The 17,714-nt window shown below is 70.5% G+C and carries 20 protein-coding genes; 7 read left to right on the top strand and 13 right to left on the bottom strand.

Annotated elements, in window-relative coordinates:
- The first annotated feature begins 96 nt into the window (after positions 1-96).
- On the top strand, positions 97-1,803 hold the full coding sequence (gene ctaD / locus ACZ63D_RS03120; protein ID WP_465352630.1) for an aa3-type cytochrome oxidase subunit I: 1,707 nt from the start codon (positions 97-99) through the stop codon (positions 1,801-1,803).
- Here ctaD and ACZ63D_RS03115 read toward each other — a convergent pair whose 3' ends face one another.
- From ACZ63D_RS03115 to ACZ63D_RS03095, 5 genes are all read right to left on the bottom strand, one after another.
- Positions 1,804-2,379, bottom strand: coding sequence for a TetR/AcrR family transcriptional regulator (locus ACZ63D_RS03115; protein WP_465352629.1), 576 nt, complete (start codon positions 2,377-2,379; stop codon positions 1,804-1,806).
- Positions 2,376-2,699: a hypothetical protein gene (locus tag ACZ63D_RS03110; RefSeq protein ID WP_465352628.1), complete on the bottom strand. Its 324-nt coding sequence runs from the start codon at positions 2,697-2,699 to the stop codon at positions 2,376-2,378. The genes ACZ63D_RS03115 and ACZ63D_RS03110 overlap by 4 nt, the downstream gene beginning before the upstream one ends.
- 95 nt (positions 2,700-2,794) lie before the next feature.
- On the bottom strand, positions 2,795-3,160 hold the full coding sequence (locus ACZ63D_RS03105) for an RNA-binding S4 domain-containing protein (RefSeq protein ID WP_009076800.1): 366 nt from the start codon (positions 3,158-3,160) through the stop codon (positions 2,795-2,797).
- 7 nt (positions 3,161-3,167) lie between these two features.
- Positions 3,168-4,097 carry a hypothetical protein gene (locus tag ACZ63D_RS03100; protein ID WP_465352627.1) on the bottom strand — a complete coding sequence of 310 codons (930 nt, stop codon included), beginning with the start codon at positions 4,095-4,097 and terminating at the stop codon, positions 3,168-3,170.
- An 82-nt stretch (positions 4,098-4,179) separates the two neighbouring features.
- Entirely contained in the window at positions 4,180-5,007 is an 828-nt protein-coding gene (locus ACZ63D_RS03095) for a MerR family transcriptional regulator (RefSeq protein ID WP_465352626.1), read from the bottom strand.
- 269 nt (positions 5,008-5,276) lie between these two features.
- Here ACZ63D_RS03095 and ACZ63D_RS03090 point away from each other — a divergent pair, with 269 nt between their 5' ends.
- From ACZ63D_RS03090 to ACZ63D_RS03080, 3 genes are all read left to right on the top strand, one after another.
- Positions 5,277-5,969 carry a helix-turn-helix transcriptional regulator gene (locus ACZ63D_RS03090; protein WP_465352625.1) on the top strand — a complete coding sequence of 231 codons (693 nt, stop codon included), beginning with the start codon at positions 5,277-5,279 and terminating at the stop codon, positions 5,967-5,969.
- A gap of 64 nt (positions 5,970-6,033) precedes the next feature.
- Positions 6,034-6,618: a nuclear transport factor 2-like protein gene (locus tag ACZ63D_RS03085; RefSeq protein WP_465352624.1), complete on the top strand. Its 585-nt coding sequence runs from the start codon at positions 6,034-6,036 to the stop codon at positions 6,616-6,618.
- Positions 6,619-6,672: 54 nt separating this feature from the next.
- Positions 6,673-7,419 carry an alpha/beta fold hydrolase gene (locus tag ACZ63D_RS03080; protein ID WP_465352623.1) on the top strand — a complete coding sequence of 249 codons (747 nt, stop codon included), beginning with the start codon at positions 6,673-6,675 and terminating at the stop codon, positions 7,417-7,419.
- A gap of 57 nt (positions 7,420-7,476) precedes the next feature.
- Here ACZ63D_RS03080 and mftD read toward each other — a convergent pair whose 3' ends face one another.
- Genes mftD through mftA form a run of 7 tightly spaced genes read right to left on the bottom strand, consistent with a single transcriptional unit; the run spans position 7,477 to position 13,102 of the window.
- Positions 7,477-8,649 carry a pre-mycofactocin synthase MftD gene (mftD, locus tag ACZ63D_RS03075; RefSeq protein WP_465352622.1) on the bottom strand — a complete coding sequence of 391 codons (1,173 nt, stop codon included), beginning with the start codon at positions 8,647-8,649 and terminating at the stop codon, positions 7,477-7,479.
- Positions 8,646-10,073: a mycofactocin biosynthesis glycosyltransferase MftF gene (gene mftF, locus ACZ63D_RS03070; RefSeq protein WP_465352621.1), complete on the bottom strand. Its 1,428-nt coding sequence runs from the start codon at positions 10,071-10,073 to the stop codon at positions 8,646-8,648. The genes mftD and mftF overlap by 4 nt, the downstream gene beginning before the upstream one ends.
- On the bottom strand, positions 10,070-10,858 hold the full coding sequence (locus ACZ63D_RS03065; protein WP_465352620.1) for a mycofactocin-coupled SDR family oxidoreductase: 789 nt from the start codon (positions 10,856-10,858) through the stop codon (positions 10,070-10,072). The genes mftF and ACZ63D_RS03065 overlap by 4 nt, the downstream gene beginning before the upstream one ends.
- Positions 10,855-11,544, bottom strand: coding sequence for a mycofactocin biosynthesis peptidyl-dipeptidase MftE (gene mftE, locus ACZ63D_RS03060; RefSeq protein ID WP_465352619.1), 690 nt, complete (start codon positions 11,542-11,544; stop codon positions 10,855-10,857). The genes ACZ63D_RS03065 and mftE overlap by 4 nt, the downstream gene beginning before the upstream one ends.
- Before the next feature lies 1 nt (position 11,545).
- Entirely contained in the window at positions 11,546-12,718 is a 1,173-nt protein-coding gene (gene mftC / locus ACZ63D_RS03055; protein ID WP_465352618.1) for a mycofactocin radical SAM maturase, read from the bottom strand.
- Complete coding sequence (gene mftB, locus ACZ63D_RS03050; protein WP_465352617.1) at positions 12,718-13,008, bottom strand: mycofactocin biosynthesis chaperone MftB; 291 nt, start codon at positions 13,006-13,008, stop codon at positions 12,718-12,720. The genes mftC and mftB overlap by 1 nt, the downstream gene beginning before the upstream one ends.
- Positions 12,998-13,102, bottom strand: coding sequence for a mycofactocin precursor MftA (gene mftA, locus ACZ63D_RS03045; RefSeq protein WP_037355132.1), 105 nt, complete (start codon positions 13,100-13,102; stop codon positions 12,998-13,000). The genes mftB and mftA overlap by 11 nt, the downstream gene beginning before the upstream one ends.
- A gap of 190 nt (positions 13,103-13,292) precedes the next feature.
- Between mftA and ACZ63D_RS03040 the strand changes: the two genes are divergently transcribed.
- Entirely contained in the window at positions 13,293-14,879 is a 1,587-nt protein-coding gene (locus tag ACZ63D_RS03040) for a PepSY-associated TM helix domain-containing protein (protein ID WP_465352616.1), read from the top strand.
- Entirely contained in the window at positions 14,876-15,484 is a 609-nt protein-coding gene (locus tag ACZ63D_RS03035; protein WP_465352615.1) for a DUF5134 domain-containing protein, read from the top strand. Before ACZ63D_RS03040 ends, ACZ63D_RS03035 begins: the two co-directional genes overlap by 4 nt.
- A gap of 599 nt (positions 15,485-16,083) precedes the next feature.
- Here ACZ63D_RS03035 and ACZ63D_RS03030 read toward each other — a convergent pair.
- Positions 16,084-16,824, bottom strand: coding sequence for a zf-HC2 domain-containing protein (locus ACZ63D_RS03030; RefSeq protein WP_465352614.1), 741 nt, complete (start codon positions 16,822-16,824; stop codon positions 16,084-16,086).
- 100 nt (positions 16,825-16,924) lie between these two features.
- Between ACZ63D_RS03030 and ACZ63D_RS03025 the strand changes: the two genes are divergently transcribed.
- Positions 16,925-17,494 (top strand): sigma-70 family RNA polymerase sigma factor, encoded by a 570-nt coding sequence (locus ACZ63D_RS03025; RefSeq protein ID WP_465352613.1) that lies wholly within the window; start codon positions 16,925-16,927, stop codon positions 17,492-17,494.
- Positions 17,495-17,714 lie beyond the last annotated feature (220 nt).

The raw sequence follows: 17,714 nt of genomic DNA, 5'->3' as shown, positions 1-17,714 counted from the left end.
GGGGGTTTGCCACGGGCTGGGGCCGGTTACCCGGCCGGAGTGAGGCCGGGCTGCCGTCGGTTGCCCGGCAATCGGCGGGTGCGCGGGAGGTCGGTCATGACGCAGCTGAAACCCCGGCCGGTGGCGGTCGCCGCCCCGCCCCGCCGAGGCAAGAAAGGCTCAGTGCTGCTGGGCCTCCTGCGCACCACCGACCACAAGCAGATCGGGCTGCTCTATCTTGGCAGTTCGTTCGCGTTCTTCCTTATCGGCGGTGCGATGGCGCTGCTGATGCGCGGCGAACTGGCCCAGCCCGGCCTGCAATTCCTGTCGCAGGAGCAGTACAACCAGCTGTTCACCATGCACGGCACGATCATGCTGCTGCTGTACGCGACGCCGAACGTCTTCGGATTTGCCAACTTCGTGCTGCCGCTGCAAATCGGTTCCCCGGACGTCGCGTTCCCGAGGTTGAACGCGTTTTCCTACTGGCTGTACCTTTTCGGCGGGTTGATCGTGCTGAGTTCGTTCCTGACGCCCGCCGGGGCACCGGACTTCGGCTGGACGGCGTACACGCCGTTGTCGGACGCCGTGCACAGTCCCGGGGTCGGCGGGGATCTGTGGATCATGGGCCTGATCGTGTCCGGGCTCGGCACCATTCTCGGCGCGGTCAACATGACCACGACGATCCTGTGCCTGCGCGCCCCGGGAATGACGCTGTTCCGGATGCCGCTTTTCACCTGGAACATCCTCTTCACCGCGATCCTGGTGCTGCTCGCCTTCCCGATCCTCACCGCCGCTCTGTTCGGGCTGGAGGCCGACCGGAGGCTCGGCGCGCATGTTTTCGATCCCGCGAACGGCGGGGCCATCCTGTGGCAGCATCTCTTCTGGTTCTTCGGCCATCCCGAGGTGTACATCGTCGCGCTGCCGTATTTCGGGATCGTCACTGAAATCATTCCAGTGTTCAGCCGGAAACCGCTCTACGGCTACCGGCTGATGGTGTTCGCGACGGTCGGCATCACCGGGCTGTCCGCGACGGTGTGGGCGCACCACATGTTCGCCACCGGGGCGGTGCTGCTGCCGTTCTTCTCGATTCTCACGTTCCTCATCGCGGTGCCGACCGGGATCAAGTTCTTCAACTGGATCGGCACGATGTGGAAGGGGACGCTGTCGTTCGAATCGCCGATGCTGTGGTCGGTCGGATTCCTCGTCACCTTCCTGCTCGGCGGCCTGACTGGAGTGCTGCTGGCTTCTCCCGCGCTGGACTTCCACATCACCGACACCTATTTCGTGGTCGCGCACTTCCACTACGTGCTGTTCGGCACGATCGTGTTCGCCACGTTCGCCGGAATTTACTTCTGGTTCCCGAAGATGACCGGCCGGATGCTCGACGAACCGCTCGCGAAATGGCACTTCTGGACGACGTTCATCGGCTTCCACACGACGTTCCTGGTCCAGCACTGGCTCGGCGCGGAAGGGATGCCGCGGCGGTACGCGGACTACCTCCGCAGCGACGGCTTCACCTTGCTGAACACGATTTCCACCATCGGCGCGTTCATTCTCGGGGCTTCGGTGCTGCCGTTCATCTGGAACGTGGTCAAGAGCTACCGCTACGGCGAACAGGTCGAGGTGGACGATCCGTGGGGCTTCGGCGGTTCTCTGGAGTGGGCCACGTCGAGCCCGCCGCCTCGGCACAATTTCACCGAATTGCCGCGGATCCGCTCGGAGCGCCCCGCTTCCGACCTGCATTATCCGGAGGTCGCGAAACGGGCGGTGGAAGAGCGGTACGTGCACTGGGGCAAGCGCGAGAAGGAGAAATCGGACGCCTGATCACGGCCGGAACCCCTTGACCATGGCGTGCAGCCCGGCGGCGAACCACTGGTCGTAGTACTCGGCGGCGGCCGGATCGGCCCGCTCCGGCGGCGAGCCGAGCTGTGCGAGCGCGTGGCCGAGGGTGTAGACCCCGATGGACTGCACCGCGATCAGCGCGGTTTCCTGCGCGATCCCGTCCGCGGCGAACCGGTCGAGCACCCCCGCGAGCAGCGGCGTGACCGCTTCGACGTCGACAGGATGCGTGGCCAGCAGCGGGACCGCGTTCGGATGGCTGAGCAGCATGGCGCGGTACGCCTCGGCGAACCCGATCGCCGCTTCCGGCCAGGACTCCTGGGGTTCGAGGTCGGCGAGCGCGCTGGTGACCAGGCGATTGACAACCGCGGCGAGCACAGCGTCGCGGTGCGGGACGTGGCGGTACAACGACATCGCCGCGACGCCGAGGCGGGAGCCGAGCGCTCGCATGGTCAAGGCGTCGAGGCCGTCGTCGTCGATGAGGCCGATCGCCGCCGTGACGATCTGGTCGGCGCTGACCTGCGGCGGGCGGCCCGGCCGGCGGCGCGGCGTGTCGTTCATGCGGTCAGCGTGGCAGCCAGCGTCGTGCCGCACATGACCAGGGTGAGCGCTCCGACGACCAGGTGTTGGACGTCCGGGACGACGTCGTGCCCGGCGAGGATCAGCGCGCACAGTGCCAGAGCCGCGATCGACGACCACGGCCGGTGCAGCGCCACGCCCGCGGCGATGAGCAGCGGGAACGGGTAGTTGATCGCGGCGGCCAGCAGGCGCGGGCGGAGATTGCCCGGGGCGAGGTCGTTGAGCGGGAACATCGGCACCCATTCGGTCAGGACTAGCCAGGCCAGCCACAGCAGCGGGACGGCGACGGCGATCGGGATCACGGCGGACTCCTCGGGTCGCGTGTGCGTACGTCGTAAGCTTACAATGTACGCAAATGAGCCCGCAAGGAAGCGCCAGGTCGAGGGTCCTCGTGGGGTCAGCCCTGCTGGCGGCGGAATTCGTCCAGCACCCGGCGTTCCCGCTTCGTCGGGCGGCCCGCGCCGCGCTCGCGGCGGGCGACCGGGATCGCCGCTTCGGGCGGCGGCTTCGGGGTGCGGTCGATGAGACAGGTGGCCGCGACGGCGGCTCCCACGCGTTTCTGGATCACCTGCACGACCTCGACCACGCGCGTCGTCGTCCCGATCCGGGCGCGGACCTCGTCGCCGGGCACCACCGACGTCGCGGGTTTCGCCGGGCGGTCGTTCACGCGCACGTGCCCGCCGCGGCAGGCGGCCGCGGCGTCGGCGCGCGTCTTGGTCAGCCGGACCGCCCAGAGCCAGCGGTCGATCCGCGTCGATTCCATGCGTCCATCATGGCGTGTCCCAATGCCAGCGCAGGCCCAGGATCCCCGGAGTGACCGCGGCCGACACCATGTGCGCGGGCAGGCCTTCGGTGATCGGCAGCTCGGCGACGGTCGTCTCCGGCCCGGCGGGGGAGTCGAGCCGGTAGGCGTGGCAGGCCCGCGGTGCGCAGCCGGGCGCGAAGTGCAGTTCCAGCAGGTGTTCGTGCACCGCGTTGCGGAACCGGCGCTCGTACGACCAGTCCGGCCGGTCGTCGGTGAACTCGAACTCGTACTCGGCGATCGCGGTTTCGCCCCGGTCCAGGCCGCGGCCGAGGACGAGTTCGGCCACCGTGAACCCTTCCTCGGCCAGGGTTTCCGTGCGTCCGGGCGAGCAGTAGCGGGTGCGCACCAGCCGCGGCGGGCAGCCGGGGCCGACTCCGTGCGCGGTGACCAGCCGGATGTGCGTGTCGTCCTCCGTCGCCCGGAGGACCTCGCGCACCTCCAGCCGGTGCAGCCGCCGGTCCGGGCCGACGTGCACAGCCTCGTGAAGGCTCACCACCACCAGCGACGTCCGGTACGCCGTTTCGAACGAGTTCAGCACCCGCAGCACGGCGTTGCGGCGTCCCCACAGCCTTTCCCATCGCACGACCGGAACCGGCGGGGGTTCCGGATCGCGTTCGATGAGCCCGGTCAACGAGCCCGGCGGCAGGTCGAGCACGCCTTCGAGAATCCGCACCGCGACGCGCGAACGGGCGCGGGCGGGCACGGTGCGGCCGGTCCGCCAATAGCTGAGCGTCGTGGTGCTGACCGCGGCGCCCGCCGCGGCGAGCCGGTCCCGGAGCCGGTCGAGGCCGAGCCCGCTGCGGTCGATGGCCAGGGTCAGGGCACGGCTGAACGGCCCGTCCGCCAGCGCGTCGGCGAGCCGGTCCGGCTGGGTGCCGGGACCTGTCGAGAACACCTTCGTCCTCCTCGGGTCGTCCCCACCCATTCGCCTCCGGAACGGGCGGCGGCACAACCGTCGAAGGTCGGGTCTTGGCCGGTCAGCGCGGTTCCTCGGCGAACGGCTCGCGCAGTTCGACAACCCACTCACGCTCGTCCTCGGAAGTGTGGAGATAGACCTCGCAGGGGAAGCCGTCCGCGCGGAACCCGTGCTCGTCGGTCCACCGGGCGAGCCGCTGGTAGCCGGCGAGGAATCCGCTCGCCGGGCCGCGCTGGACCAGCGTCGCGGCGCGGGCGGCGGGCAGTTCGGCCAGTTCGAGGCCGTTCAGTGCGGCGACGGCGCCGGACACCGGGAGCGCCGCGTGCACGACGACGGGATCGTCCTCCGCGGCGGGCTTTTCGTAGTAGCAGGTCAGCGGCCCGGCCGGGGTGGCGTCGGATCCTTCGAGGCGGCGGCCGAGTTCCGCGCACAGCGGGCGCAGAACCGGGCTGATCGCCTCGGGGGAGAAGCTCGCGACGGTCGCGGTGAGCCGCACGACGCGCGTGGCGGGGAGGTCCTTGACGACGATTTCGGTGTCCGGCATGGCGTGCTCGCTTTCCAGCGTGCGGAGTCTCGCCTCGATCTCGGCCAGCCGGAGCCGGTCGGCGGCGACCCGTTCGGCCAGTTGGGCCCGGCGCAGCGTCAGCATGCCGCGGACCTGCTCGGGCGAGACCTGCTCGTCCAGCAGCGCGGCGACCTCGCTGAGCCCGAAGCCGAGCTCCTTGAGCGCGACGATCCGGTTCAGCGCGGCCAGCTGTCCCGCGGTGTAGCGCCGGTAGCCGGTGAACGGGTCGACCTCGGCGGGCCGGAGCAGGCCGAGCGCGTCGTAGTGCCGCAGCATGCGAACCGAAACCCGGCCGTGGCGGGCGAATTCTCCGATGGTGAACATGACCTCCCCAGCACACGCTCTGACACGGTGTGAGAGTCAAGTGTCCCCGCCGGACCGGGAACGGGCCGGCCCCCTGCGCCGACCCGCCCCGGCGGTCCCCTCGTCCCCCGACGAACGAGGGGACCCCGCCGGTCCGCCGCCCTCCACAGGACGGACCGGCGCCGGTCGCGGCTCCCGCGAACGGAACAGCGCAGCTCGGCTCGCGTGACGGCGGTCGTCGGAAAAGCCACCCGATCGGGTGAGGATTGGCAGGTCCGTAGGCTGGCCGGGTGAATCGGACGGACCGGCTGTACGCGCTCGTCGAGGAGCTTCGGGCGGTCTCGCCGCGCACCCGGACCGCGGCGTGGCTCGCGTCCCGGTTCGAGGTCAGCGTGCGCACGATCGAACGCGACCTGGGCGCGTTGCGCGAGGCAGGCGTGCCGATCTGGACCGAGACCGGGCGGACCGGCGGCTACGGCCTCGACCGCGAACGGACCCTGCCGCCGCTCACCCTGGCGCCGGAGGAAGCCATCGCGATCACCGTCGCGCTGCGTTCGGCCGCTGGTTCGCCGTTCGCGGGCGCGGCGGAGTCGGCGGCCCGCAAGGTCCTGGCGCGACTGCCGTCCGACGTCCGCGACGCCGAACAGCACCTCGCCGCGCGGCTGCACCGGGTCGGCGAGCCCGAACCCCCGGCCGTCCACAACGGACTGATCCTCACCGCGCTCGCGGCGCGGCGCGTCCTGCGTCTGTCCTATGTGGACGCCAAGGGTCAGGAGACGGAACGCGACGTCGAGCCGCTGGGGCTGCTGTGGGGGCCGGCGGGCTGGTACGTCCTCGGCTGGTGCCGTCTGCGCGACGCCGTCCGCGGCTTTCTGCTGGACCGCATCCGCGCTCTCGAACTCACCGGCGACCGCGTCGAGCGCCGCGAGGTCGACCTCGACGCCGAACTGGCGCGGATCTCCGCCCGCCCGCTCGGCGAGTGACCTGCGCCACTCCGCGGGAAAACACCGACAGGACGGTGTCGCCGGCGGACGCGATCGTCGTCGCATGACGAACGAACTGACCCCCGAAGAAATCCCCGCCCTCTGGTGCCGCATGTGGAACGAGGACGCCTCGCTCGCGCACCGGCTGCTCACCGCCGACGGCCGCCAGTGGTCCGGCGTCAAACCCGGCCTCGACCCGCTGATCGGCCCGGCGGACGCCGAGGCGTTCATCGCGAAATACCAGCGCGAGGTCGGAAATGTGTTCGTCCCGCGCACTCTCGTCATCGACGGCACCGACCGGCTCGCCTTCACCTGGGACGTCACCCGGCGCGACGGCGTCGTCATCACCGGAGCCGACCTGTGCGTGCTCTCCGGCGGGAAAGTCGCGCGGAACTGGACGATTCCCTCGCCGGACGGCCGGTCGGCGCTTCCGGACGGGCCGGGCGAAGGCGGCTTGGACCGCCACGAATTGCAGACGCTGGCCAAGGACGCGCACCCCTGGCACGGCGACCTGGTGCTGGACCCGGTACGGCAGACGATCGCCGGAACCTGGTCGGACGGCGCGCGCGGCGGGCTGGCGGTGCTGGTCGCGGTCGACGGCCGGGTGGACCGGGAATGGGTGGTGCCGGGGACCCGTCCGCTTCCCTGATCCCGGAAGCCGCCGATCGCTTCCGGCGCAGCGGGCTCGTGGAATAGTGGACCCATGATCGAACTGCCCGTCCATCGGTTCCGCGCGCGCGACGGGCTGGAACTGGCCTACCGCGAACTCGGCGAGGGCGCGCCGGTCGTGCTGCTGCACGGGTTCACGTCGTCCGGCGAGGCGTGGCTGCACAGCGGACTCGCCGGACGGCTCGCCGAACGCGGGTTCCGGGTGCTGCTGCCGGATTTCCGCGGCCACGGCGCGAGCCCGCAGCCGGACGATCCGGCGTGCTACCCGCCGGATGTGCTCGTCGACGACGGGCTCGCGTTCGTGGAGCAGCTCGGGCTGGCCGACTATGGCCTCGGCGGGTATTCGCTCGGCGCGCGGGTCGCGCTGCGCATGCTCGTGCGCGGTGCTCGACCGGCCCGGATTCTCCTTGGCGGGCAAGGACTTGCCGCTATGCAGCGCGGTGGCGGAGGCGGTCCGCTGCACCGGGTGCTCACGGCGTTGGCCGACGGCCGGGAGGTGGCACCGGAGGACGTGCAGACCGCGCACTGGATCGGCCGTCTCGGCGCTGATCCCCGGGCGCTGCTGCGCGTTCTTCACTCGGTCGTGCCGACGGGCGACCTCTCCGCGCTCACCACTCCGGCGCTGGTCGCGGTCGGCAGCGAGGACGAGGGCCATAGCGACGCCGAGCAGCTCGCGCGGAAGCTGGCCGCGGACTTCACGTGGGTTCCCGGCGGGCATTTCGGTGCGTCGGCCGCGCCGGAGTTCACTGACGCGGCGGTGCGGTTCTTCGCGGCCGGATGACGCGTTGTCCGTGAGGGGAGCTCTGCGGGAATCAGGGTTCCCCTCACGGTCGGCTGATCACGCGCCGATCCGGCGTTCGAATCCGTCCGGAACGATCAGGTCGTCGCGGCTCAGGTCGTGCACGCTGCGGTGGCCCAGCGCGAGCAGCGTCGAGTCGATGCCGTTGCGCAGGACGTCCAGCACGTTCTCCACCCCGGCCTGCCCGCCCGCGGCGAGACCCCACAGGTACGCGCGCCCGATCAAGACCGCGCGGGCCCCGAGCGCGAGTGCCTTGACGACGTCGCTGCCTCGCCGGATTCCGCCGTCCAGCAACACTTCCACCTCACTGCCGACCGCTTCCGCGACCGCGGGCAGCGCGCGGATCGTGGCGGGAGTGCCGTCGAGGTTGTTGCCGCCGTGGTTCGACACCGAGATCGCGCTGACCCCGGCGTCCACCGCGCGGCGCGCCTCGTCGACGCGGTACACGCCTTTCAGCAGAAACGGCCCGTCCCATTGCTTCCGCAGCCAGCTTACGTCTTCCCAGGTCGGCGGTGCGGTCTGCATCCACTGGCCGTACGCGCCGAAGAACGTCGGCACCGGCGTGCCCGGCTCGGCCATGTTCGGGACGCTGAGGTCGGGCAGTTTCTTCGTGCGCGCGTAGGCGAGCAGCCAGCGCGGATGCGTCATCCCCTCGGGCGCGAACCGGATCAGCTCGCGCAGCGTCAGCTTGTCCGGGATGTGCGGGCTGCCCCAGTCGCGGCTGTGCGAGAACGACCAGTCGAGCGTGAGGATGATCCCGACCGCCCCCGCCGACCGCGCACGGTCCAGCCGGCCCAGGATGTCGTCGCGGCTGCCTGTCCAGTACACCTGGAAGTACGTGTTCGGGTTGGCCGCCACCACTTCCTCGATCGGCTTGCTGGCGAACGACGACAGCCCCATCGACGTTCCGTGCGCGGCAGCCGCGCGAGCGACCGCGACCTCGCCGTCGGGGTGGACGGCCTGCACGCCGGTGGGCGAGATCAGCACCGGCAGGGCGACGTCGCGGCCGAGGACGTTCGTGCTCAGGTCGCGTTCGCCGGGCAGCCCGGCGGTGCGCGGGGCGAACCGCAGCTCGTCGTAGGCGGCCAGATTGTCCTGCAGCGTCAGCCCTTTTTCCGAACCGGCGATCAGTGCCGAGTAGACGGACGCGGGCAGGCGTTTCTTCGCGCGCCGCTGTGCTTCGGCGACAGACTCGAACCAGGTGGTGCTCATCGTTTTCCCTTCGGGTCGGCGCGCAGAGGGCGCCAGGTGACGCGCGGCCGCAGCGGGACCGCAGTCCGGTGGTGGAAGCAGCCCGCCCACACCCCGGCGCCGTACGCGAGGTCGTCGGCGACCGCGCCAGCGGTGTAGCGGATCAAGTCGAGGCCGGGGCGGTGCCGCAGCCAGGCAGTCAGCGGAGGTCCGGCGAGCAGCGACACGAGCGCAGCTCGCCGTCCCCAGCGTTTCCGTCCGCCGGGCAGCATGAGCGCGGCGAGCAGGGGAGCGGCGAATTGCGTGCTGTAGCGGCCGAATCCGAGCCAGGTTTGGCCGACGGCGGTCGCCATCGCTGGGGCGACACCGTGGGTGGGCACGTCGCTTCGGCGGAGGGTGCGGGCCATGCTCAGCACCGCGCCCGCGAACGCGGCGGCGGCCGGGAGCGGACGGCGGGCCAGGAGCGCGGCGACGGTGAGCGTCGGCCAGGGGTGCAGGACGAGCGGGGCCATCGCGGCCGGGCGGCGGAGGGCGAGCGGTGCGGCGGAGGTGCCGTAGCTGGCGCGGCGGCGGAGCAATGCGGGCCAGGTCGCCGGTTCGTGATGGTCGACGTGCGCGGACGGGTCGTAGCGGATCCGGAAGCCAGCGTCGTGGAGCCGCCAGCCGAGGTCGACGTCCTCGCCGACGCGCATCGACGGGTCGAAGGCGGAACCGTTACGGGCGACGGATTCCAGTGCGGTCCGGCGAACCAGGAGCGCCGCAGTGGGCACATAGGACAGTCGTGTGCCGGGTGCGACGCGGGCGGCGGCAGTGCCCAGGTCGAGGCTGCTGGCGGCGCGGGTGTAGCGGCCAGCCCAGGTGCCGGGGGCGATCGGGCGCACGCGCGGCGCGACGGCGGCGACGAGCGGGTCGGCGAAATGCCCGGCCAGCCGGTCGATCCAGTCCGGCGACGGGACGCAATCGCTGTCCAGGAAGGCGATCAGGTCGGTGGAAACGTGTTCGAGGGCGGTGTTTCGCGCCGCGCCCGGGCCGCCGTTGACGTCGCGGCGGACGAGTTTCGCGCCGTGTGCGGAGGCTGTCGCGGCGATGGCAGCGGGGTCGGCGGATGCGTCGTCGACGACCAGCGCGGGGTAGCGGCCGTCGAGCGCGGCGAGGCAGCGGCCGAGCAGTTCGGCGCGGTCGCGGGCCGGGATGACGACGGTGGCGTCGGCGATTGTGGCTGGGGGCAACGGATGCGCGAATCCGGCGTCGGTGAGCAACCGGGCGAGGACGCCTTCCGCCGAGGTCTCGACGGGGTGGTCCGCCAGGCGTGTCCACGCTGTTCGCCCGGCGTTTGTGAGGCGCAGGACGCGGGCGGGGGAGCCGCCGAAGAGCAGGTTGCCGGAGAGGTGTTTGACGCTCGGGTCTTGGGCGAGGCGGAAACCGGCGGGCAGCGGGGTAGTCACAGGGCCAGCCCTCCGTCCACCGGGATGACCGCGCCGGTGGTCGCGCTGCTTTCCGGCCCGGCGAGGAAGGCCAGGACGGCGGCGACCTCGGCGGGATCGAGCAGACGTCGCAGAGGTTGTTGCGCAGCAAACGTTTGCGCGGCCGGGAGGTCGTACAGCCGGGCGCTTTCGGCGAGGATCGGCGTGTCGGTCGAGCCTGGGCTGACCGCGTTCGCGGTGACGCCGGAGTCGCCCAATTCCACGCCCAGCGCGCGAATCAGCCCGGCTACTCCGGCCTTCGCCGCACAGTACGCGGCGAGCATCGGCAACCCACGCGTGGCGGCGGCGGACGCGACGGCCAGGAACCGCCCGGAACGGGGTTTCGGACGGCGCAGCAACGCCGGAATCGCCACGTGGGCGAGGTTGAGGACGCCGCGGAGGTTGACGTCGAGGACAGCGTCTTCTTGGTTCGGCGGCATTTCCCATAGCGGTACTCCGCCTGCGATCACCCCGGCTGCCGCGATGGCCGCGTCAAGGCCGCCCCAACGGTGTTCGGCTTCCGCGACCGCTGCGGCGAGTTGTGCGCGGTCGCGGACGTCCGCACGGAATTCGACAGCGGTGCCGCCGTTCTCGCGGATTTTGGCGACCACTGTGGACAGTTCTTGTCCCGTGCCCATCGGATAGGGGAGGGCTGGATCGTCTTCGGCGATGTCGACGGCGAGGACGGCCCAGCCTTGCTCAGCCAGTTTGCTTGCCGTAGCTGCGCCGATGCCGCGTGCCGCGCCGGTCACGAGGGCGGCTTTCACGGCGTCACCGTGGAAGTCCAGGCGCGCACGTGTGCTCGCAACTGCGCGGTGAGGTTGTCGAGGAGGTCTCGGCCTTCATCTGCCGTCGCGCCGGTGGGGTCGCCGAGGATCCCGGTGTCGGTCACGGCTTTTATCCCGCCCTTGCGCAGCGCGGGAAGCAGTTCGCTCAGCGGACGGCTGTCGCCCGGTACAGCTTTCTCCAGCTGCACTTTGTCCAGGCGGAGAGCCAGTTGCAGAGCGGTTTCCGGCCGTCCGGCGTGCGGATCTCCGTGCCAGCGCGGCTCGAACACCGAGACGTCCCGCGATTCGGTGCGCAGGATAGCGACCGCGCGCGTCACCGAAGCTGCGTTGCCACCGTGCGCAGACACGAATAGCAGCCGGCGGAACGTTTCGCAGGCCGAGCGGCCTAGTTCGACGAGCAGGAGTTCGGTGGCCGCCTGCCCGATCGACAGCGTTCCGGCGAATCCGGCGTGTTCGCCGCTCGATCCGTACGGCACGGCGGGCGCGACCAGCACGTCCGGTCGCTCCGCGGCGAGCCGGTCGCACAACGCGGTCGCGATGTCGGTGTCCGTGCTCAACGGCAGATGCGTGCCGTGCTGCTCGGTCGCCCCGAGCGGCACGGCGAGAATCGCGCCGGACGCCGCGTGTTCGGCGACGTCCGGCGACGACAGATCGGCCAGGCGCATCTCAGCGGCCCGGGACGAAGCCGGTGAGCGGATTCTCGTCGCAGGCCCGATCCGGCGGGCGGCGCATGCCGATGGTCACTGGAACTTTGCGGTGCGAATGATCCAGCGACGGTTTCGGCACGCTGCCCGCGGCGACCCCGGCCAGCGCGCGTTCGCCGTGGCCGCGCACGCATTCTGGATCCGGACCGTCGAGCGGCAGGCCGGTGAAGAACTTCGCCGCCATGCACCCGCCGCGGCAGGCGTCGAAGGCCGAACACGTCGTGCAGGCCCCGCCGCTCTGCGGGCCGCGCAATTGCGCGAACAGCTCGGATTCCCGCCACACCCGGGTGAATCCGCCTTCGCCGCGGATGTTTCCGGCGAGGAAGGTGTCGTGGATGGCGAACGGGCACGCGTAGACGTCGCCGACCGGATCGACCAGGCACACCACCCGGCCCGCGCCGCACAGGTTGAGCCCGGGCAGGCCTCCGTCGCCGTACCCGGCGAGGTGGAAGAACGAATCGCCGGTCAGCACGTTTTCGCCGTGCTTGACCAGCCATTCGTACAGCTCCCGTTGCTGGGCGGCGGTGGGGTGCAGCTCGTCCCAGACGTCCGCGCCGCGGCCGGACGGCCGGAGCCGGGTGAGCCGCAGCTGGGCGCCGTAGCGGTCGGCGATGGCTTTGAAGTCGTCGAGCTGTCCCGCATTCTGCCGGGTCACCACGACAGAAATCTTGAAGTTCCCGAACCCGGCGGCACGCAGGTTCTCCATCGCCCGGATGGCGGTGCGGTAGGAACCCGGGCCGCGGACGTGGTCGTTGACCTCTGCGGTAGCGCCGTCGAGGGAGATCTGGACGTCGACGTAATCGCTGCCAGCCAGCCGTTTCGCGACGTCCTCGGTGATTTTGATGCCGTTGGTGGAGAACTTGACGCCGACGTGGTGCTCGGTCGCGTAGTCGACCAGCTCCCAGAAATCGGGCCGGACGGTCGGTTCGCCGCCGCCGATGTTCACGTAGAACACCTGCATGCGCTCGAATTCGTCGATCAGCGCCTTGCATTCTTCGGTGCTGAGCTCGCGCGGGTCGCGGCGGCCGGACGAGGAAAGGCAGTGCACGCAGGAGAGGTTGCAGGCGTAGGTGAGTTCCCAGGTGAGGCAGATCGGCGCGTCGAGCCCGAACTGGAATTCGTCGACTAGCGGCATCACACGCTCCTCGGATGGATCATTTCCGACGCGGCGAGGGCGGCGAGGGCGGCGCGGTAGCGGGGCAATTCCGCCTGCGCGACCCCGGCCTGCGCGCACGCGGCGCGGGCGGAGGGGTGGTCGGTCAGCGCCTGCACCGCGGCGAGCATGGTGCGGCTCTTGAGAAAGGACAGCCGGCGGGTGCCGAAGTGGTACAGCAGCGCGCCGAACCGCTCCGGCCGGATGGAGACCCGGCTGTCCAGTTCCCAAGCACCGTCCAGATCGAACGCCGCGGCGGGATCAGTAGACACCGCACATTCCGTCGATCGAGACCTCCTCGACGAGCAACTCGTCGGCAACGACCTCTTCGGCCTTCGTCTCGGCAGCGGCTGTCGTCTCGCTCATCGTGACTCCCTTGTCTCTGGCGGCGATATTTGACACCTGGTGTCGAATGTGAGGGGGACAATACTGTCACCGAGTGCCAGAAGCAATGCTCCCTCGACGAGGCACACCCGAATGGGTGTTTGCCGAGGTCGGGAACCGAGGGCCCCGCCGGTCCGACTCCTGGGGAGGCGGACCACGCGAAGGGAGCAGGATGGCCATCGGCAGCAAGCCGCGCACCGGACGGGAACCAGCGACGGGGTGGGCGGCGATTCGGCCATTGGTGTTGCGGTTGCACTTCTACGCCGGAGTGTTCGTCGGCCCGTTTCTCCTGGTCGCTGCTCTGACGGGGATCGCGTACGTGTGGACGCCCCAGCTGGAACAGGCTGTCTACGCCAAGGAACTGCACGTCCCGGCCGCCGCTGAGACCGTGTCGCTGGACCAGCAGGTCCTTATCGCGAGCGGCCAGGTACCGGACGGAAAGGTGATCGGCGTCCGCCCAGCACCGTCCGCGACCGACACCACCCAGGTGATCTTCAACCGTCCGGGCCTGGCACTGAGCTATCGGTACACAGTGTTCGTCAATCCGCACGACGGCGAGATCCGCGGCGCGCTGGAGACCTACGGTTCCGGGCAGGCGATGCCGGTCCGAGGCTGGATCGACACTCTGCACCGCAACCTCCACCTCGGCGACTTCGGCCGCTTGTACAGCGAACTCGCGGCGAGCTGGCTGTGGGTGATCACTCTCGCCGGAGCGGCTTTGTGGCTAGGCCGTCGGCGGCGGCTGCGTGCCGCGCTGCTGCCGTCGCCGGGAAAGCCCGGACGCGCGCGGCTGCGCTCCTTCCACGGCGCGACCGGCCTGTGGATCGCCGCGGGTTTGCTGTTCCTCTCCGCCACCGGCTTGACGTGGTCGCTGCACGCGGGTGCGAACATCACCGACCTGCGGTCCTCTTTGGACTGGACGACGCCTTCCGTTTCTTCTGCCGCCCAGACTCCCGGCGACGTCGGCTGGCAGGCAGTCCGCGACGCGACGGCCCGAGCTGGATTATCCGATCCGGTAGAGATCCGGCCGCCCTCCGACGGCGGCTATGTGGTGCAGCAAATCGGCCGGAGCTGGCCGTCCAAACAGGACTCGATGGCGGTGGATCCCGGCACCGGGAAGGTCACGGAGACGCTGAGGTTCGCCGACTATCCGCTCGCCGCGAAGCTGAGCCGGTGGGGGATCGACGCGCATATGGGGTTGCTGTTCGGGGTGGCGAACCAGGTCGTGCTGACCGTGCTCGGGGTGGCGTTGCTGTGCGTGGTGACGTGGGGGTATCGGATGTGGTGGCTGCGGGGGAGGGGGCGCTCGTTGCCTGGCCAGGCTGGTTCCGGGGAGGTGTCGGGGCGTGAGGTTCGGTCAGGTCGGGTGCTTGTGCGTTCGCGAGGCTTGGGTCGCGTTGGCCGTTCGTCGGTGAGCGACGAGTCGCTGCCTTGCCAGCCAAATTCCGGAGAGGCGTTGGGGCGTGAGGCTTCGTCTGGTCGGTTGCTGTTGCGCAGCAAGTCGCTGTCTGGTCGGGCAGATTCCGGGCAGGTGTCGGGGGTTCGGCCTGATCGGCTGTCGGAGCGTTCGCGAGGCCGGGGCCGCTTCGGCCGGTTGCCGGTGCGGGGAGCGTGGCGGCGGATTCCCGGACGGGTGCTGGCTCCGGTGCTGGTCGCAGTGGCGGTGGTGGGATGGTTCCTGCCGGTGTTCGGAGTGTCGTTGCTGGGATTCCTGGCGGTGGACTGCCTGCTGGGCTTGCGCCGGGAGGCCGCGCGATGATCGCCGGACTGGGTTTGCGATGGATTCTCACGCTGCTGTTCGCGGCGGCGGGAGCGTTCTGCTTGTACCGGTGCGTGCGACGTCCCGGCTTGAGCGGGCGAGCGGCGGACGCGCTGCACGCGGTGATGTGCGCCGGGATGGTCGCGATGGCGTGGCCGGCGACGATGACTTTCGCGAGGATCCCGCAGGTCGTGCTGTTCTCGGCGGCAGCCGGATGGTTCGCGGTGAGCACGGCGCTGGGCTTCGGGCACGGCAGGCTGCCGGGCGTTCATCACGCGCTGATGATGGCCGGGATGGCGTGGATGGCGTTCGCGATGCCGTCGGCGATGGCGGGAATGACGATGTCCGCCACCGCGATGGGCGGCGAGCACGCCGGGATGGACATGGGCGACGCCGGGATGACCATGACCGGGCATGCGCCCTCGCACGTCGTGGTGGTCGCGGTTGTGCTGGCGGCGGTTTTCCTGGTGGCGGGGATCGTATGGCTGGCCCGTGCGATCGAGCACGCCCGGACGGTCGCCCGGCCTGGACAGCGCGAGATCGGGCTCGCGATGGAGGGCGTGATGAGCTTGGGAATGGCGGTGATGGCGGTGGCGATGATCTGACAGCCGGTGCCGCGTGGACGGGCATCGGGACGGTTTCGGTCGGCTTGTCTCGGCCGCGCGGCCTTCCGGTCTGGAGGTTGCGGGCCTGCCGGTTGGGACTAGCTGACCTCACGGCTTTGGCTTAGGCGGCAGGGCTTCCTGCTTCGGCCGTGCGGGCAAGGGACTCTCGTAGGGCGGGAGGGATGTTCGCGAGGGGCGGACTTGTTCTTTTGGTTGCGCGGCTGGGGTTTGTCGTTTTGGCAGGCGAAAATCATGTCGATTTGGATGGGCAGCGTCAGGATCCTGTCGCGCTCGCCGGGGCGAGAAGCACATGGGTCGCAGCGGGCTCGGCTGGTCCCCTTTGCGCGGGGCGGGAGCCTGTCTCGCTGGCCAGGTTTGCGAGGCCCGTGCGCTGGGCCAGGTTCGCTGGTCCGAATCGGGCTGCGCTGCCGCCACAGGCGGCGGTTCTGGTGTCTCGGATTCAGCCAGTACTGCGGCTTGGTGCCAGGCCGCGCGCCGCTCCACGGATGGCTGCCCCAGCGTGGTGTTCCTCTAGATTCCGCTTGCACCAAGCGTGCCCGGGCTGGGTGAGCTTTCCAGACCGGGATTCCCGAGCGGGGTCAGGCGGCGCGGTGCCGTCCGGTCGGGCGTTGCGAATCGCGGCCGCGCTTCGGATGGGGGCGGACCAGGGCGAGCGCACCGTGGGTCGACACGGTCGTGTGCTCCGGGTCGTCGGCGGTGTCGGCGAGGTCCGGACCCGGCTGGTGCCGGAGCCGGTGCTGGCGGTGGACCGCGTAGAGCAGCGCCAGCCCGACGACGAGGAAGACGTGCGACAGCACCCGGGCGACGGTCACCCGGTCGCCGATCAGGTCACCGGTCGTGAGCACTGCGAGGACGATCACGAATCCGGTGATCATCGGCAGCTGACCGGCCGCGGCGCGGGTCCGCAGGGCGGCCCACAGCAGCCCGACGCCGACCGCGAGGTTCCAGGCGGCGCTTTCGTTGATGAGGTGGCCTTCCATGAACCCGCCGCCTCCGTGGGCGTTGTCCATGCCGAGCAGCTGCGCGAACGCCAGTCCGCACTGGACCAGCCCGACCAGGCCGAGCGCGACCCGCAGGCCCCATTTTTCCCGCGGCGGAGCCGGGGTTTCGGCGAGGATCCGGTCGGTGAGATCGGGCACCCGGGGCGCGCTGCGGACCAGCAGAGCGCGGCGCAGCGTCGCGCTCCGCTCGTACCAGCTCCGGCACGACGCGCAGGTCTCGAGGTGCTGGTCGACCTGCGGTTCGGGCAGCGGACCCGCTTCGCCGTCGAGTCGCGCGGACAGCGCTTCGCGGAAGATTTCACAGCTCACGTCTGTCATAGTCGCTCGGAGGCGCGGCTCGGTTCCCGGCGGGTTCGGCGAATTTTCTCCGGGCTGGTCAGGGAACCGCCCCGGACGGGCATGGACTACCGTGATGCCCGTGTCCACCGGCCGCGACTACGACGACGAGCGGATCACCGCGCTGGCCCTCGCCGCCGGCCGCGGCGACCGGGCCGCCTTGGAAGCCTGGGTCCGCGCGACGCAAGCCGACGCGTGGCGCTTCCTGGCCCACCGCACCAGCCCGGCCGAAGCCGACGACCTCACCCAGGAAACGTATCTGCGCGCGTTCGGCTCGCTGCCGCGCTTCGCGGGCCGGTCGTCGTCGCGAACCTGGCTGCTGTCCATCGCCCGCCGCGTCGTCGTGGACCGCATCCGCGCGCGCTCGGTCCGCCCCCGCGAGTCCACGACGGCCGACTGGCAGCGCGCGGCTGAAGAACAATCGGCCCGGACCCGCACGGCGGGCTTCGAGGACCTGATCGAACTCGGCCTGCTGCTGGACACCCTCGACGAGGACCGCCGGGAAGCCCTGGTGCTGACCCAATTCCTGGGCCTGTCCTACGCGGAGGCGGCCGAGGTCTGCGGCTGCCCGGTCGGCACGGTGCGATCCCGGGTGTCCCGCGCCCGCGACGATCTGCTGCGCGCTCAGGAGGAGAACGACACCGCGATGTGACACGGGGTCGTTCCGGTGCCGCCGGGGTGTGCTGGGCGCGGCTTAGTCAGCGGTCCGGTTGGTCCGAGGCGGCAGTTCCCCGCGATCCGGTCGGGGTTCGAGGGCGCGATGCCGTTCGCGGCGCTGCACCAGCTGTACGTTCCGCTCTTGACGCTCGTATCGGGACTCCCTCCTGGTCGTGTTCAGCTGGCAGTTCTGGCGCGCGGGGCCGCAATCGTCG

It is taken from the genome of Amycolatopsis sp. NPDC104775 (assembly GCF_055583325.1).
Note: the sequence above shows the minus strand (reverse complement) of the source record. Positions and strands in the feature narration are given on the sequence as shown.

Bases quoted from the DNA above. Each gene is read 5' to 3' on its own strand.
- ctaD (WP_465352630.1), top strand. From the start codon at position 97: ATGACGCAGCTGAAACCCCGGCCGGTGGCGGTCGCCGCCCCGCCCCGC.
- ACZ63D_RS03115 (WP_465352629.1), bottom strand. From the start codon at position 2,379: ATGAACGACACGCCGCGCCGCCGGCCGGGCCGCCCGCCGCAGGTCAGC.
- ACZ63D_RS03105 (WP_009076800.1), bottom strand. From the start codon at position 3,160: ATGGAATCGACGCGGATCGACCGCTGGCTCTGGGCGGTCCGGCTGACC.
- ACZ63D_RS03095 (WP_465352626.1), bottom strand. From the start codon at position 5,007: ATGTTCACCATCGGAGAATTCGCCCGCCACGGCCGGGTTTCGGTTCGC.
- ACZ63D_RS03085 (WP_465352624.1), top strand. From the start codon at position 6,034: ATGACGAACGAACTGACCCCCGAAGAAATCCCCGCCCTCTGGTGCCGC.
- ACZ63D_RS03080 (WP_465352623.1), top strand. From the start codon at position 6,673: ATGATCGAACTGCCCGTCCATCGGTTCCGCGCGCGCGACGGGCTGGAA.
- mftD (WP_465352622.1), bottom strand. From the start codon at position 8,649: ATGAGCACCACCTGGTTCGAGTCTGTCGCCGAAGCACAGCGGCGCGCG.
- mftE (WP_465352619.1), bottom strand. From the start codon at position 11,544: ATGCGCCTGGCCGATCTGTCGTCGCCGGACGTCGCCGAACACGCGGCG.
- mftC (WP_465352618.1), bottom strand. From the start codon at position 12,718: ATGCCGCTAGTCGACGAATTCCAGTTCGGGCTCGACGCGCCGATCTGC.
- mftA (WP_037355132.1), bottom strand. From the start codon at position 13,102: ATGAGCGAGACGACAGCCGCTGCCGAGACGAAGGCCGAAGAGGTCGTT.
- ACZ63D_RS03040 (WP_465352616.1), top strand. From the start codon at position 13,293: ATGGCCATCGGCAGCAAGCCGCGCACCGGACGGGAACCAGCGACGGGG.
- ACZ63D_RS03035 (WP_465352615.1), top strand. From the start codon at position 14,876: ATGATCGCCGGACTGGGTTTGCGATGGATTCTCACGCTGCTGTTCGCG.
- ACZ63D_RS03030 (WP_465352614.1), bottom strand. From the start codon at position 16,824: ATGACAGACGTGAGCTGTGAAATCTTCCGCGAAGCGCTGTCCGCGCGA.